We start from the raw sequence: 15,643 nt of genomic DNA, 5'->3' as shown, positions 1-15,643 counted from the left end.
ATGACGTCTTTGAACTCATTTTCCCCAACTTCATATCCCCATTTTAAAAATGCACCTTCGGTAAATTTCATGATATTGCCTTTGTGCATAATGGTGACACTTTTTCTATGATGATCAACGGCAAAGTGGATGGCCTTTCTTATCAGGCGTTTGGTATTTTGTTCGCTGATGGGTTTAATCCCTATTCCTGTGGTGCTTTCATCAAGATTTTTATTTGTTCGCTGATTAACAAAGGCGGCAGCATCTTTTGCCTCTTTGGTGCCGGCTTCCCATTCAATTCCCAGATATAGATCTTCAGTGTTTTCCCTGAAAATGACCATATCAATTTTTTCCGGTTCATTACAGGGAGATGGAACACCCTTGATATATTTTGCAGGACGGATGCAGGCAAACAGATCAAGATCCTGTCGAATGGCCACGTTAAGACTTCTCATGCCATGCCCCACAGGGGTGGTTAATGGACCCTTGATAGCGACTTTGTGTTTTTGGATCTGTTCCAGTGTCTCCTTAGGGAGCCATTCTCCTGTTTTTTCATAGGCTTCTTCGCCGGCAAGAATTTTTTTGAAAATAATTTTTTTATCATTTCCATAAGCCGTCTTGACAGCTTCGTCCAGCACAATCCTGGCTGCGTTCCATATGTCGGGTCCTGTGCCGTCCCCGGATATATACGGGATAACAGGTGTGGCGGGAACAGATAATGACCCGTCTCCATTTAATTGAATGATATTTTCCATGGAAATTCCTTTTGATCTGAATGATTAATCTTTAAATACCAGTTTGCCGCCAATATGTCCTGCAATGCCGACGGCAATCAGCATAATAATATTTATGAGAATAAATACCCAGGCTTTGGGCGATGATATAATTTGGGGGTCTATCAGGTACCAGACAAGACTTATTGTACATGAAACAGTGGTCAGGGTGGCTGCCATGATTTTTAATTTAAAAATCATTGTCAGGACACCATTATATTTTTTCTTCCATTCAAGAACACCTGTGAAGATCACAAAAGGAAGGGTAACAATAACAAAGATCATATTAATGAAAGCCACCCTGGAAAAAAGGTCATAGCCAAACATCCAGGCCATCAGCCACAGGAGTACGGCTACAGGTAGTATCCCATTGGGTGTGTGCACGGAAATCGGGTGGGCGTGGTGCTTGACCAGCAAGGATTGTATTTTTTTAAAACCTGTTTCTTTAATGCCAGGGACTGACTTTAAAACCTCTTTTTTTTCAGGACTGTCTGGTCCGGATTTTACCTCAGTCCTTTTTTCTTTTGAGGTCTTTTCCGGGATGGAAACCTTGTTGATTTCTACAAACTTGCTTGCGGGTGCACCGCAAACCGGGCATTTTTCAGGAGGGGTTTCTCCTTTGTGGATATATTTGCAGATACTGCATTGCCATTCTTTCATATTTGTAATCCTTTTTTGGTTTTAACGATTATCCATATCTATAAATACACATTCATCAGGTCCGCAATAGTCACCGACATATTCTGCTCCCGGCCTGTAAAGGGATGGTTTCGGTGCGGCCATGGCATATTGTTCTTCAATGACATGGGCTGCCCATCCACTCACCCTTGAAATAGCAAACAGGGGTGAAAAAAGATCTGTGGCAATGCCCATGGCATAGAAAAGGGAGGCGCTGTAAAAATCAACATTACTAAAGATTTCTCTTTGTTTTTCTGCCTTAAAGGCAGCCTTTCCTTTTTTCTCAAGTTCTCTTGAAAGTTCATACCATAAGGGTTGTTTGGCGATCTGTCCCATTTTTTTACTCATGGGCGCAAGAATGACGGCCCTGGGGTCATCTGTCTGGTAAACCGCATGCCCCAGACCCATGATGAGCCCTTTAGCGCTTAATATGTCGTTGATGTAGGCATCGATTTTTTCAACAGAGCCGATTTCTTTTAACATTTTCATGACCCTGACATTGGCACCACCGTGAAGGGCGCCTGAAAGAGAACCGATTGCTGCAGATATGGCGGCATATATATGGGCCCTGGTGGAGGCCACCTGCCTTGCCGTAAACGTGGAGGCATTAAAGGAGTGTTCCGCATGCAGGACAAGGCTTGTGTCGAAAAACCGGGCTGTTTCATCATCAGGCCTTTCCCCATTGAGCATATATAAAAAATTTGTCGCATGGTTTAATTCATTATCTGGCAAAACCACGTTCTTTTTGTTCCTGATCCGGTCCCATGCAGCAGTAATGGTCGCTATTCCTGCAATAAGATTTTCAGCACTGAAGAGAATGTTTTCAATTTCCGGCTCCCCAATGGTTTGATCGGTTTGCATCAACAAAGGGGTCGCCATTTGCAGGACATCCATGGGGTTCATTTCAGGGGGAAGCGTTTTAAGAAAAGAAAAGATATTTTCCGGAATCTTTCTTTTCTGTTTCAGGCTTTGATTAAAATCCTCCAATTCCTGTTTTTTGGGGAGTCTTTCATATAATAAAAGAAAACAGACTTCTTCAAAACTAGCATTTTGGGCCAGGTCTTCAATCAAAAACCCTCGATAGATCAGCGTTCCTTCTTTTCCCCGAACATCGCAAATTTTTGAACTGGCCACATCAACACCGCGAAGGCCGGTATTTATAACCGGTAATATACATTCGTCCATGAGTCTCTCCTTAAAAATTAAAATATTTTTTCAGGGGGTCTTCTTTCAGGGATATATTGCGACTCAATTTCATTGTTATGAAGCACTTTTGATATATAAAGTCCGCAAAAACAGGCCCCGAATTCTTCCAGGTCAGGTGCCCGGTAATCGCAGGGACAGATTATATCTTTGTCCTTTTTCCTGTCACCACAGGCAAGCCTGCAGGGGCAGGCCATATATCCATATCGTTCCTTATTTAATATAAGTGATTCAAGAAGCTCAAACACCAGATCCTTGTCCTTATTAAAATAAATGCCTTTTGCTTCCTGGGATTTTTTTAATGTTGTATATAATTGTTCAACTTTCATCTTTAATCCCTAAAGCCTCCTTTATTTGTTTTTCTTTATATCCGACAATGACAATGTCGTTAATTTTAATAGTAGGAAAAGAACAGCGGGGATTCAGCTCTCTAATATCCGCCAGAATTGCTTTTCTCTCTTTTCCTTCCATATCATCTACCTCGATATATTCATATTCAACATTGCATTCGGAAAGAAGCCTTTTGGTTGATTTGCAATGGCTGCAGGTACTTAATGCATATAATATTGTTTTATTCTTGGCCATTAATTTCTCCTTTGATGGCAAATGGTTTAAGAAATATTCCTGTTGCAGCGAATTTAAGACAATAAATATTGCACAATTTATGCCAGATTTGCAAGGTTAAAGTAAAAACCCGTCATCTGATTTGCCTGACAAAATTTGAACAAATATGTTAAAAATTATCAAGACACAGTTGGTCTGGATTTTGCAGAACTATTTTTATAAAACATGAAAGGCCTTTTTATAGAATATGAGAGGTTGGAGGAATTAAAAAAGAACCCTATTTTTGAATACTGCTTTGCTAAAATCCGATTGAATGATATTCTTGGCAGATCCTAAATCAAAAAAAGGAGAAGATCAATGAAACAGTGGTATTGTTCTGTTTGTCATGAAACATTTAATGGTGAAAACAAACCCACCACATGTGAGGTTTGTCATGCAGACGATAGAATGATTATGAATATGGAAGAGGTTCCTCAATCCCTTGAACAGGTCAGGGATTTGGCCAGGAAAAAGCTCAAGGGAATCTGTGCGGCATATCCGTCATGTGACGGCAGCTTCGATAAGATATGCCAGCGTGAAGCATATGGAAAGCCCATCGGGCTTGGTGGTGTCGGACAGGGACTGTCTTTCAGAGCAAATGCAGAAGCCCTTGCAGATATCCAATTAAATATGTCGGTATTGGGAAATCATTTTGAACCGGATACCTCCTGCTCTTTTATAGGCATTGATCTCAAATTTCCGGTGCTGTCCTCATCCACGGCAGGAGTTCAGAAATATAATGATGCCCTGGATGAAACCATGTTCTGCACATCTGTATTAAAAGGGTCAAAAGAAGCGGGTACCATAGGACTTCGGGGGGATACATGGTTTTATACACCCGAGGATAATCCGTCGTTAAATGCCATGAAAATTTGCGACGGGTATGGCATTCCTATATTCAAACCAAGGTCCCAGGATGTCTTAAAAAAACTTATTGAAAAAGCTGAAAACTATGGCTGTAAAGCTGTAGGTGTTGATCTGGATGGCTGTGGATCAACCATTATGGCGTTGCATGGACAACCCGTATTTAAAAAGAATGTCAAAGAAATTGAAGAACTGGTAAAGTTTACAGCATTGCCCTTTATTGCCAAGGGGATCATGATTCCGGATGAAGCACAGAAATGTGCAGATGCAGGCGCTTCAGTTATTGCTGTATCCAATCATGGGGGACGGGTCATGGATTCAACCCCCGGGGTTGCTGCCATACTGCCTCTGATCAGGAAGAAACTCGGGAATTCTGTTACGATTACAGCGGATGGTGGCGTGAGAACAGGATATGATGTGTTGAAGATGCTGGCACTGGGCGCTGATGCTGTTTTTTTGGGAAGGGATATTATCCGGGCCGCTGTCGGTGCCGGAGCTCTTGGGGTGCAACTGCATCTTGAACATATTAAAAAGACGTTGAAAAAAGCCATGTTTATGACCGGAACAAAGAACGTCAAGATGGCAGATTCAAGGATTATATTCAAACATAATTGAATAAAGGAGAAGAAATGGGAAAAGTTTTGGTAGTGTATGCATCAAGAGCTGACGAGACAAAAGAAATTGCCCAATTGATCGCAGAAGGTGTGCGTATCTCAGGACATGAGGCTGATGTAAAAAAAACAAGCCAGATTAAGAGTGAAGACGATTTAAAAGGCTATGACGGATATGCATTTGGTTCGGCAACCTATCATGGTGAAATGATTACATCCATGAAACAGATTCTGTTTATTTCAGAAAGAGCTCAGCTTAAAGATAAACCCGGCGGTGCTTTTGGTGCTTATGGATGGAGTGGTGAGGCACCGGGAAGAATATTTGAGACCATGGAACATATTTTTGGCATGAAAATGGTGTCGGGTCCTTTGATGCTCAAGGCGAGTTGGATTGAAGGCGCCATCCAGGCAGCCCAGGATTATGGGAAAAGTATCACTGCATTGATTTAGGATATTATAATGAATGATAACAACTTGATATTGGCATGTTTGAAATGTGGAACAAAAAACAGGGTGCCAGGATCACGGATAGATGAAAGTCCAAAATGCGGGAAATGCGGGAAGGTATTGTCGGCAGCAATATTAAGCCAGCCGGTCAATGTTACGGACAGCACCTTTGATCGGGAGGTGTTGGCTTCAACACTTCCTGTACTGGTGGATTGCTGGGCACCCTGGTGTGGCCCCTGCAAGGCGATTGGCCCGGTCCTGGATGAGCTTGCCGTAAAATACAGGGCAAGGTTGAAAATAGCCAAGCTCAATGTGGACGATAACCCCGGGATCGGGTCGAGATATTCCATCTCAAGTATTCCGACCATATTGCTGGTAAAAAATGGCCGGATCATTGATACGCTGATGGGCGCATTACCAAAAGAACAATTGGAATCACAGATTGCAAGAATTCTTTAATGATGAAAATGAAGAATTTATGAAGATTCGTTTGGTACACATTTGTATTGTTTGTTGCGGATTGTTGGTACGATTATTTGAGACATGAATGTCTCTGTCGTCTTTTTTAATAGTATTTCACATTTATCAAGTGTTGCGATTTGTTGAACTAAAGGGACTTTCGCGAAGATAGCATCTGGTTTGATTAACTGGCATGGCGTTTGCAAAGACTGAATATAGAAAGGATAATAAAAAATTCAGGGAGATAAAAGATGGCTAAATCTAAAGTTGGAAAGAAAACTGTCCAATCTGCCAATTCCTACTTTGCTTTGAAATCTCAAAATGAGATTTACTATCAAATGGCATCTATTTTCAAAGAAATTACCAATGTTGAAGACAAATTGGCGAAAAAAAATTTCAACGGGTTTTTAAAAATTAATCAGTCTGAAATATTTCTGGAAAATTTGTTGTAAATAGCATATAAGGTTTTTATATACTTTTATTTGATTTTTCATTTATCTTTTTTAAATTTATCTTTATTTCGATCAATTAGAACAATAATAAAACAAAAGGAGAAAAATTATGGCTGAACAACTTGGTATTTATAAATGCAGCAAATGTGGAAATATCGTACAGGTCCTTCATGGCGAAAAACCGCCGGTCATGTGTTGTGGCCAAGCAATGGACCGTCTGGTTGAAAATACGATAGATGCGGCACTGGAAAAACATATCCCTGTGATTGAAAAAATTGATGGCGGGTATTTGGTGAAGGTCGGCAGTGTCGCTCACCCCATGGGGAATGATCACTGGATAGAGTGGATTGAGCTTACTTCCGAAGACAATACGTTTGTACAAAGACAGATGCTGACACCGACAAGTGCGCCTGAAGCCCAATTTAAAACCGATGCTGCTAAAGTTGTTGCAAGGGCCTATTGTAATCTCCACGGTCTTTGGAAATCTTAAGGCTCGTTCAAATAAATAATAAAAACCCATAGTATAGATAAAACTAAGGTACTATGGGTTTTTAAAGTGAAAAGTTAATATTATTCAGTCAATTTTCCTGCAAGAAGCTTGATATGGTTCATTTCTTCCTTGATAATATTGTCAACCTTTGATTTACCAAGTTTTTCGGGAACCAGTTCTTTTATTCCAAGATAAAACGTAATGGAATCTTTCTCTGCCTGAATAGCGGTACCCAATATGCTTTTAAAGCTGTTATCAATCAACTCTTTTTCAGAAAAGACCCGGATGTCAGCAAGTGCTTTTAGATAAAGGGCATTCTCATCATCAGGATCAAATGTTGTAGAAAATGTCTCCTCATTTTTTAATTCTTTTTGCATATTGGTAAAGGTCGTTTCATGATCGTCTTCCATCGAAGCTAACTCAAGGAGAAATTTTTTGTGTTTTTCCTCTTCCACTTGTTTTGCAGCATTCCGGTAAAATTTCGCGCCATTCTGTTCAATTTTTACAGCAATTTCAAAAATATCATTTGCATTAAATTCGTTAGGCATCTTTCCCTCCGGGTCATCTCTTTTTTTATGATAACCGTTCCTTTAATATTTTAGCTATTTTTACGCCCAGATCAAAACATCTGTTCAGATCATCTTTATCTGGAACATATTGAACTTTAACACCATCGTCAATAATATCCAGTTTCATTTCAGAAAATTCCTTATTCAGGATTTTTACTGCTTCGCCGCTCCAACCATAAGAACCGAATGCAGCCGCAATTTTATTCTGGGGCCGCAAGCCTTTGATATATGTCATGACGTCTGCAATAACAGGGAAAATACCGTTATTGAGAGTCGGAGAACCCACAGCAATTGCCCCGGCATCAATAATTTCTGTCATAATATCGCTTCTATGCCATTTTCTGGTGTTCATGAGCCTTACCGCCACATCTTCCGACTCAATACCACTGGTAATGGATCGGGCCATCTTGGTTGTACTGTCCCACATGGAGTCAAAGATGACAACCACCTTGTTTGTTGGTTTCTGTCTGGACCATTTATCATAGGCCTCAATAATTTTAGACGGGTTATCCCGCCAGATGATGCCATGATCCGGGCAGATCATATTGATTTTCAGATTCATTTTTGCAACATCTTTTAAAAGTGCCTGTACCCTTTGTGAGAAATGAAGAAGAATATTGGCATAATACTTTCTTGCATGGGGAATGATTTCATCTCCGATTTCGTCATCAAAGAACTTGTCACCAGCATAGTGCTGGCCAAAGGCATCGCTGGAAAACAGGATGGCGTCATCCACAAGATAGGTAAACATACTGTCCGGCCAGTGAAGCATTCTTGTCTCAAGAAAAGAGAATGTTCTGTTTCCGACTTTGAGTTCATCACCACTTCCCACAACCTGGAAATTAAAGTCCCGGTTAAAATGGCTTTTCAGATTTTTTGCACCCATTTTTGAACAATAGAGGGGTTTGTCTTCCCCAATTTTTTGCATCAGTTTGGGGATGGATCCGGAGTGATCCATTTCCGTATGGTTACTGATAACTATGTCAATATCTTTTGGGTCAATAATTTTACTGATATTGGACAAAAATTCATCTGAAAATTTTTCTTTTACCGTATCAATGAGAACATTTTTTTCACCCAGCACCAGAAATGCATTATAGGTTGTACCTTCATAGGTGGAATAACCATGGAAATCCCTGATATCCCAGTCACGGCATCCAACGGAATATATCCCCTCCGCTATTTCAATGGGTTTATACATTTATTTGTGCCTCCCTTAATGAAAATTAATCGATTTAAACATTTTACCAAACTCGTTTTATTGTTCTCAATTAATGCAAAGAGTGTGCCTCAAATTTGAGTTTTCCCCTCTTGATAAAAAGGGTTTTAACTTGAAGCTTATTATTATAGTATAAGATGCGTAAAATCAATGAATCATTTATTCAATAGAGTAAAATATGGGTCATAATGTTTATATAAAAAGAACAAAAATCAATACGCCTGTTGAAATTCTTTTTTCATGGCATGCCAGAAAAGGAGCCATCTCAAGGTTGACACCGCCATGGGCACCCTTGAAAATGATCTCCCGCAGCGGAGAAGGGATTCAAAAGGGAGTAAAAGTAGCATTCAGGTTACGTCTCTTTAAGATACCCATGATCTGGGAGGCCGAGCATATAGAGTATCAGGAAAACAAAATGTTTAAAGACCGGCAGGTAAAAGGACCGTTTTCCAAATGGGAACATACCCATAGGTTTATAGCGGATGGTAACGCGGGTTCAATCATGGAAGATAAGGTTGAGTTTGAACTGCCGTTTGGATTTTTAAGCCGGCCGTTTTATGGATTTGCCAAAAAAGAATTTAAGCGAATGTTCAGCTACAGGCACGGGGTGCTCAAATATGATCTTGAACATCATGTGGACAAAATCAAAAAGAAAAGAATTCTTATTTCCGGTGCCAGTGGAACCATAGGAAGCATATTGGTCCCGTTTTTGAGAACCTGTGGCCATGAGGTGATCCGACTGGTTCGAAAAGAGGATACTCTTTTAGAGGATGAAATTTTCTGGGATCCATACAAAGGCGTACTTGACCTTGAAAAGGCAGGTCCTTTTGATGCCGTCATTAATTTGAACGGTGTTGATATTTCAAGGGGCAGATGGACGGATAAGCAAAAAAAAAGGATTATTGACTCCAGGATAATTCCAACCCGGCTGCTTGTGAAGAAAATGGCAGACCTTGACCCAAAACCGGATGTCTTTATTTCGTCTTCTGCAATCGGCTTTTATGGTGAAAGAAAAGATAAGGCCTTAAGCGAAACCGATGATATGGGAGATTGTTTTATTTCAAAGGTTTGCAAACTATGGGAAGATGCCTCCATGGGTGCACAAAAGTCGGGGATCAGAACCATTCAACTCAGGATCGGTGTCGTGCTTACCCCGGCCGGCGGTGCCCTTAAAAGAATGGAACTGCCGTTTAAAACAGGTTGTGGGGTGAGACTTTCCCATGGCAGACAATATATGAGTTGGATCAGTATGGAAGATGTAATATCAGGCATCTTATACATATTGAGTCATGATAAAATCAAGGGACCCGTAAATTTGACCGCTCCAGATCCTGTCACCAATAACGAGTTTTCAAAAACACTGGCCAGGGTTTTTTCAAAAAAGGTATTTTTTACCATCCCCAAATTTGTGGCCTTAGCCTTGTGGGGGGAATTGGGAAAAGAAACCCTTTTGACCAGTACACGGGTGAGACCTGAAAAGCTTTTGGACAATGGGTTCTCATTTCAAAATGAAACACTTTTTTTTGCACTGAAAGATATGCTTGGCAGATAGAACTTATAATTTTAAAATGAAAAATAATAAAGGCAATAATATTAGGGAAACCTAAAATGAATATCAAATTAAAGATTCTCTTTTCCATTTTAATGATTACAGCCCTTGTTTTTGGGTTCATTCATATTTATTTTCCAGCTGATAATTATAGTTTTGAAAGGCTTCATATTTTTCTTTTTAATCTTTGTACAGGCGGCACCATCCTCCTTTATTATACACGGGGCAGGGTAAAAGTCTCCAAAACTATCAAGTTTTTCTTTTTTGGCTCGTTAATTTACGCTTTTTCTGCTTTTTTTAAGATTTATCCGGTTACCATCCTTATCTCAGTTCCGCTGTTTATACTGGTGGAAAAAATTCGAATTGAGAAATTCTCACTTGTTCCAATACAGTTTCTCAGCCTCAAAGAACCGGTGTCGGAGAAATTTCACCAGGCATCACTGCTGTGCCTTTCCATAGGGATTGTCATGGCATCCCTGGTTATTTTGAACAATGAATATTTCAAGTTTGTGACCATGGAAAAGCTGACTTTGAACACATTTTTCTTAGGGTTTTCTTTCCCATTGTCGCTGGTCACGCTTTCTCTGGTCTTTTCAATGTTGAAAAAAATAGAAGGATCATCTGCTAAAGTAGTCATGGAGGTGTGTTTCTGGACCATTACCCTTGGGGTGATCATCTTTTTTATTTTTATTTTATTTGAAAAATTTATCCCTCAGATTTTTGTAACATCCGCGCTTTTCACAGCAGTGGTTATAGTGTTTTTACTTTATACAAAATTTGCCGAAAAAATTCAGCAGAAACTTTTTTTAACCTCAGGGATTGGATTTTTGATTTTGACGGCCATTTCAGGCATTGTATATATATGCATGCAGATGTCTGAAGGATATGATCCCCAAAAAATAAAATGGCTGCTTCACATGCATGTGTTTGCTTCATTATACGGCTGGAACCTTTGCGGTCTGTCCGTCATCTGCAGGTTTAATGATTTCCCCATAAGACTGCACTCTCCAACGGTGATTTTTATTCACTGGCTGACTGCTATTGTTCTCGCACCCTTGGGCGTTTTTTACGGATGGTTTGCAATCCTTGCCATCATTGGATATTCTTTTATAACGCTGACACTGTTTTTTAGCAGGAATAAAAGGAAACTCGCAGATGAATAACCGGGAAAAACTTAATCGGTTTTTAGGCCTTTTCACAGGCGGTTCAAAAGTGCTTGTGGTGATCAATGCCGATCCCGATGCCATTGCCAGTGCCATGGCGGTTAAAAGACTGTTATGGCGAAAGGTCAGCGAAGTCTGTATTGCCCATTTTAACAAAATAAGTCGTCCGGATAACCTTGCCATGATTGAATATACTGAATCTGGGCTGGTAGCGCTTGATGATACAAAAAAAGAAGACTTTAATACATTTGTAGTGGTGGACTCCCAGCCTGATCATAATGAACGCTTTTCTGAATTTAACTATGATGCCATTATCGATCATCATCCATTAACCTCTGATAATGCTACATATGTAGATATTCGATCCGATTATGGAGCTTGCTCCACCATTATGACTGAATACCTCAAGTCAAAAAAAATAAAACCCTCTTCCAGGCTTGCTGCAGCCTTGATGCTGGGGATTAAAACCGATACGTCTGATTTTACCCGGCAGGCAAGCCTGAAAGATATCAGGGCATTTCAATACCTTTATCAATTTGCAGATAATAATATTGTCACCAAAGTTGAAAGAACGGCATTGACCCAGGAAGACCTCGATTTTGTAGGCCATGCCATAAGACAAAGGAAGGTGATTAACAATCGAGTCTTTTTCCATGCAGGAAATATCACCAAACCCGACGAACTGGTGGTTGTGGCAGATTTTTTCTTAACCCTTTCAAAGGTTAACTGGAGTATTATTTCCGGTGTTTATGAAAAAGAATTGATCATTATTATTCGGAATGACGGATTGAGAAAAGGAGCTGGGAATACGGCAAAAGAAGCGTTTTCCACGTATGGTTCAGCCGGGGGGCACAAGACAATGGCCAGGGCTGAACTGGATCTAAAGCTGATCCGAAAAGAGATTAAAGCTGTTAATAAAAAAGCCCTTGGAGACTGGATCATGTCGGTTATTGAAAAGACAGCCGGTAAGAAAATCGCATAATTTTTTTTAAAGAGGTTGATCATCAAAGCAAAATTTGACAGAGCAAAAGCATTATTCACCAGTGAGCAACGATACCGGACTCTTGTCGAAACCATGGGGGACGGGCTAAGCGAAATTGATGAAAACCAGGTCACAACCTATGCCAATGAGATGCTTTGTCAAATGTGGGGCCGTTAAATGGATGAAATCATTGGAAAGAAAGTCGATCAATTTTTAGATGACGAAAACAAAGGAATCCTTTCTCAACAACTTGAAAAACGACGAAAGGGGGAGAGCGGTCCCTATGAAATTGTCTGGACGAAAAAAGACGGGTCTGAACTTCATACCATTATGACCCCGACGCCTTATTTTGATTCCAACGGCAATTTTAAAGGCAGCTTTGCAGTTATCACGAATATTTCAAAGCAGAAAAAAGAAAGGAATCTGCTTGAGATGATGGTAAAACAAAGAACACAAGAACTTGAGAATAAAACAAAAAGCCTTGAAGAAGCAAATACAGCCTTACGGGTCCTGTTAAAGAAAAGAGAAGAAGATAAGAATATCCTTGAAGAAAGAATGCTGTTAAACGTCAGAGAGCTTGTTATACCCTATATCGAAAGGATGAGAGAAGCACAGCTCAACCAAAGACAGAAAGGGTGTCTCGATATCATGGAATCAACTTTGAGCGACATTGTTTCCCCGTTTTTGCATAAGCTTTCTCTGGAATTTTTAAATCTCACGCCCTCTGAAATTCAGGTTGCCAACCTTGTGAAATTTGGGAAGACAACCAAGGAAATCGCCCAGATTTTGAATCTATCCGGAAAAACCATTGAATTCTATCGCAAGAGCATCCGGAAAAAAATCGGAATCACAAATAAGAACATTAACCTTCGAACCTTTTTATCTTCCTCCAAATAGCAGGTATATTTCATACCTGCTATTTCCCTGAAATATACCTGTTGCGTTCCAGTTTTTCTCAGGATATGAAATAGGCCAGACAATTATTCCGCAACATTAATAAAGGATGTGCTTAATGAATCGTCAAGAATACTGGAACCCGGTTTTGGAGACAATGCCCCGGGAAAAACTTAAAATTCTGTAGTTTAAAAAATTCAAGCGAATATTAAACTGGGCCTATACCCATTCAAAATTTCACAGGGCGTTGTATGATACAGCAGGGGTGACCCCGGATGATATTTCTTGCTTTGATGATATTAAAAAAATTCCAAAGGTTGAAAAATCCATGATGAGAGGAATTCAGAATAAAGATCCCTTTCCCTATGGAGATGCCTTGTGTGTTCCCTTAGAAGAAGTCTCAACCTTCAGGCAGACCAGCGGCACAACCGGGCAGCCCGTTTATCAGCCCGATACCTGGCAGGACTGGGAGTGGTGGTCGGAATGCTGGTCTTTCATTTTATGGGCCCAGGGATATCGTCCCAAAGACAGGGTGTTTATTCCTTTTGGATATAATATTTTTGTTGCTTTCTGGGCCGGACATTATGCGGCAGAAAAACTGGGCTGCGAAGTTGTTCCAGGTGGTGTCCTTGATACCCAGTCCCGTATATTAAAAATCAAAGAATTGAATGCAACAGCTATGATGGCGACGCCTACATATGTCTTGAGAATGGCAGATGTGGCAAAAAATAAAATGGGGATCGATCCAAGCGAGCTCTCCATCAACAAAATTACCTGTGCAGGTGAACCGGGTGCCGGTATCCCCAGCACGAAAAAAAGGATGGAAGATGCCTGGGGTGCAAAAGTTTATGACCACTCCGGTGCGACGGAAATCGGTGCATGGTCATACGAGTGCAGGGAACAGCCTTGCGGAATGCATGTCAATGAAGCCATGTTTTTTGTGGAAATAGAAGATCTGGATACCGGTGAGATCATAGAAGAACCGGTCCGAAGAGGAAAAATGATCATTACGGCCCTGGACAGGATGGCTCAGCCCTGTATTCGATTTGACTCCAAAGATGTGATTGAATGGGATTCAGAACCGTGCTCATGCGGTCGCACATTCCGACTGATCAAGGGCGGTGTCATTGGCCGTGCCGATGATATTACAAAGGTGAAAGGGGTACTCCTCTCTCCTGCGGCCATAGAAGAAGTGGTCAGATCCATCAATGGTCTTGGCGATGAGTTTGAGGTTATTGTGGACAAACAAGGAGATGTTGACAGGATAAAACTTAAAGTGGAGCTCATGCCGGATGTTACAAAGCCCAGTGTGGAAAATATCTTGAACGATCAGCTCAGGCTGAAAACAAACCTGGGGTATCGAATTGAATACTATGATTACGGCAGCCTGCCAAGGTATGAAGTAAAGGCAAAACGGTTTAAGGATCTGCGAAAAAAAAATTTCAATGAAAAGGAAGGCAGCCTATGAAAAACTTCTCTAACTTGAATGGGGTTAATGATAAAATCCTTAAAATAAAACAATTGCTGTTAGAGCTTGAAACAGAGGCAAAAATATTTCCTGCATTGTCAAGAAATTCCAAAAGAGCTTTGGCAAGTATAAAAATGCTGGAACTAAATATTTCAGATATTGTAACATTTGACTTGATCGATTCTTAAGGGCATAAGCATCATTGCTGAAAGGTTTAACCAGGTAAGAGCACTACCGTTTCGGGTCGGCGAGATTTTAATCTGTTAATTGATGTTGGGGCATGGAAAATTTATTATATTTGTTTTTATTATTGGCACTTGGAAATATATCTCGACGGTTTCCCGCCTTCCCTGAAAACACTCCCAATGTATTGAATCAGTTTGTCATTTATATCTCATTTCCGGCAACAGTATTACTCAAAATTAATGGAATTGATCTCCAGGTTGATCTGATGTTTTTAGCATTTGTCCCGTGGGTGCTTGTCTTCCTGACCATTTTTTCAGTCAGGATGATTTCAAAATTTTTACAATGGGATAAAAAAATGACCGGCGCAGTCATGCTGTCGGTAGCTCTTGGGAACACAGCTTTTTTCGGGTATCCTGCTGTAAGTGCTTTTTGGGGCGAAGATAATCTTGGATATGCCATTATATATGATCAGTTTGGTTCGTTTGTCGCCCTTGTAACCTTTGGAACCATTGTGGTGTCCATTTACGGGACTTCACAAAAGATTTCTCTTAAATCAATTCTGTTGAAAATAGTTAGCTTTCCACCATTCATTGCCTTGCTTGCAGGCCTTCTCCTGATAAAAACATCTTATCCGGAAATGATTACCAATATACTTGAAGGGTTGTCGGCAACACTTGTTCCCCTGGTAATTTTTTCTGTGGGTGCCCAGCTTAAATTCAGGCAGCCATTATCAGTTTTTTTAAAAACGGCATGGCAGTATAAAGCAGACTGCCAGGCCGTTACAATCATTTATTCTTTCTCAAAATCGTCTTTTTCAGCACCGCAGATCGGGCAGCACCAGTCATCCGGAAGATCTTCAAAGCTTGTTCCAGGGTCAATGCCATTGTCCGGATCACCGTCTGCCGGGTCATACACATAACCACAAGGTCCGCATACGTATCTGTCCATTTTAAATCTCCTTTTATTTATTGTTGAGTTATACAACCATTGTGGGGGGTCAAGCTTTGGTTATATATTAAAAAACCAAGCCGGACCCCCCCGATTTTTTTTTTAA

At 40.5% G+C, this 15,643-nt stretch carries 19 protein-coding genes and 2 pseudogenes; 13 read left to right on the top strand and 8 right to left on the bottom strand.

Translation table 11 applies throughout. The annotated features are described in order from the left end of the window. From QAI40_RS13505 to QAI40_RS13485, 5 genes are all read right to left on the bottom strand, one after another. On the bottom strand, window positions 1-734 hold a 734-nt coding region (locus QAI40_RS13505; RefSeq protein ID WP_299983901.1), incomplete at its 3' end, for an isocitrate/isopropylmalate family dehydrogenase. 24 nt (window positions 735-758) lie between these two features. Next, window positions 759-1,412: a rubredoxin-like domain-containing protein gene (locus tag QAI40_RS13500; RefSeq protein ID WP_299983899.1), complete on the bottom strand. Its 654-nt coding sequence runs from the start codon at window positions 1,410-1,412 to the stop codon at window positions 759-761. A 21-nt stretch (window positions 1,413-1,433) separates the two neighbouring features. Further along, complete coding sequence (locus QAI40_RS13495; RefSeq protein ID WP_299983897.1) at window positions 1,434-2,615, bottom strand: citrate/2-methylcitrate synthase; 1,182 nt, start codon at window positions 2,613-2,615, stop codon at window positions 1,434-1,436. Between the two features lie 17 nt (window positions 2,616-2,632). Further along, window positions 2,633-2,962: a ferredoxin-thioredoxin reductase catalytic domain-containing protein gene (locus QAI40_RS13490; RefSeq protein WP_299983895.1), complete on the bottom strand. Its 330-nt coding sequence runs from the start codon at window positions 2,960-2,962 to the stop codon at window positions 2,633-2,635. Next, window positions 2,952-3,218, bottom strand: coding sequence for a glutaredoxin family protein (locus QAI40_RS13485; protein ID WP_299983893.1), 267 nt, complete (start codon window positions 3,216-3,218; stop codon window positions 2,952-2,954). Before QAI40_RS13485 ends, QAI40_RS13490 begins: the two co-directional genes overlap by 11 nt. A gap of 336 nt (window positions 3,219-3,554) precedes the next feature. Here QAI40_RS13485 and QAI40_RS13480 point away from each other — a divergent pair, with 336 nt between their 5' ends. From QAI40_RS13480 to QAI40_RS13460, 5 genes are all read left to right on the top strand, one after another. After that, window positions 3,555-4,715 carry an alpha-hydroxy-acid oxidizing protein gene (locus QAI40_RS13480; RefSeq protein WP_299983891.1) on the top strand — a complete coding sequence of 387 codons (1,161 nt, stop codon included), beginning with the start codon at window positions 3,555-3,557 and terminating at the stop codon, window positions 4,713-4,715. Between the two features lie 14 nt (window positions 4,716-4,729). Then, window positions 4,730-5,161, top strand: coding sequence for a flavodoxin domain-containing protein (locus QAI40_RS13475; RefSeq protein ID WP_304511678.1), 432 nt, complete (start codon window positions 4,730-4,732; stop codon window positions 5,159-5,161). 9 nt (window positions 5,162-5,170) lie between these two features. Then, entirely contained in the window at window positions 5,171-5,617 is a 447-nt protein-coding gene (gene trxC, locus QAI40_RS13470; RefSeq protein WP_299983688.1) for a thioredoxin TrxC, read from the top strand. 251 nt (window positions 5,618-5,868) lie between these two features. Then, a complete protein-coding gene (locus QAI40_RS13465; RefSeq protein ID WP_299983690.1) occupies window positions 5,869-6,069 on the top strand; it encodes a hypothetical protein in 201 nt (66 codons plus the stop codon). Between the two features lie 109 nt (window positions 6,070-6,178). Then, on the top strand, window positions 6,179-6,559 hold the full coding sequence (locus tag QAI40_RS13460) for a desulfoferrodoxin (RefSeq protein WP_299983691.1): 381 nt from the start codon (window positions 6,179-6,181) through the stop codon (window positions 6,557-6,559). Window positions 6,560-6,639: 80 nt separating this feature from the next. On the opposite strand, the gene QAI40_RS13455 is transcribed toward QAI40_RS13460, so the two are convergent. Continuing rightward, window positions 6,640-7,107 carry a ferritin-like domain-containing protein gene (locus tag QAI40_RS13455; RefSeq protein ID WP_299983693.1) on the bottom strand — a complete coding sequence of 156 codons (468 nt, stop codon included), beginning with the start codon at window positions 7,105-7,107 and terminating at the stop codon, window positions 6,640-6,642. A 25-nt stretch (window positions 7,108-7,132) separates the two neighbouring features. After that, window positions 7,133-8,329 (bottom strand): FprA family A-type flavoprotein, encoded by a 1,197-nt coding sequence (locus tag QAI40_RS13450; RefSeq protein WP_299983694.1) that lies wholly within the window; start codon window positions 8,327-8,329, stop codon window positions 7,133-7,135. A gap of 196 nt (window positions 8,330-8,525) precedes the next feature. On the opposite strand from QAI40_RS13450, the gene QAI40_RS13445 reads away from it, so the two are divergent. The 8 genes and pseudogenes from QAI40_RS13445 to QAI40_RS17115 form a co-directional block, all read left to right on the top strand. Continuing rightward, entirely contained in the window at window positions 8,526-9,899 is a 1,374-nt protein-coding gene (locus tag QAI40_RS13445; RefSeq protein WP_299983695.1) for a TIGR01777 family oxidoreductase, read from the top strand. A gap of 56 nt (window positions 9,900-9,955) precedes the next feature. Then, window positions 9,956-11,059 carry a hypothetical protein gene (locus QAI40_RS13440; protein ID WP_299983696.1) on the top strand — a complete coding sequence of 368 codons (1,104 nt, stop codon included), beginning with the start codon at window positions 9,956-9,958 and terminating at the stop codon, window positions 11,057-11,059. Then, complete coding sequence (locus QAI40_RS13435) at window positions 11,052-12,041, top strand: DHH family phosphoesterase (RefSeq protein ID WP_299983697.1); 990 nt, start codon at window positions 11,052-11,054, stop codon at window positions 12,039-12,041. The genes QAI40_RS13440 and QAI40_RS13435 overlap by 8 nt, the downstream gene beginning before the upstream one ends. A 15-nt stretch (window positions 12,042-12,056) precedes the next feature. Then, window positions 12,057-12,452 (top strand): annotated as a pseudogene (locus QAI40_RS13430) (PAS domain-containing protein); the annotation flags it as partial. A 21-nt stretch (window positions 12,453-12,473) separates the two neighbouring features. Then, the gene (locus QAI40_RS17120) at window positions 12,474-12,938 is read left to right on the top strand and encodes a helix-turn-helix transcriptional regulator (RefSeq protein ID WP_331520890.1); all 465 of its coding nucleotides are present in this window, start codon (window positions 12,474-12,476) and stop codon (window positions 12,936-12,938) included. Between the two features lie 244 nt (window positions 12,939-13,182). Next, window positions 13,183-14,403, top strand: coding sequence for a phenylacetate--CoA ligase family protein (locus tag QAI40_RS13420; RefSeq protein ID WP_299984028.1), 1,221 nt, complete (start codon window positions 13,183-13,185; stop codon window positions 14,401-14,403). Further along, window positions 14,400-14,591, top strand: a complete 192-nt coding sequence (locus QAI40_RS13415) for a hypothetical protein (protein ID WP_299984030.1) — start codon at window positions 14,400-14,402, stop codon at window positions 14,589-14,591. Before QAI40_RS13420 ends, QAI40_RS13415 begins: the two co-directional genes overlap by 4 nt. Before the next feature lie 92 nt (window positions 14,592-14,683). Beyond that, window positions 14,684-15,298, top strand: a pseudogene (locus QAI40_RS17115) (AEC family transporter); the annotation flags it as partial. 80 nt (window positions 15,299-15,378) lie between these two features. Here QAI40_RS17115 and rd read toward each other — a convergent pair. Then, the gene (gene rd / locus QAI40_RS13405; RefSeq protein ID WP_299984031.1) at window positions 15,379-15,537 is read right to left on the bottom strand and encodes a rubredoxin; all 159 of its coding nucleotides are present in this window, start codon (window positions 15,535-15,537) and stop codon (window positions 15,379-15,381) included. Window positions 15,538-15,643: the final 106 nt, after the last annotated feature.

Origin of the sequence: Desulfobacula sp., from assembly GCF_030611305.1 — a bacterium.
Lineage (GTDB): Bacteria > Desulfobacterota > Desulfobacteria > Desulfobacterales > Desulfobacteraceae > Desulfobacula.
Note: the sequence above shows the minus strand (reverse complement) of the source record. Positions and strands in the feature narration are given on the sequence as shown.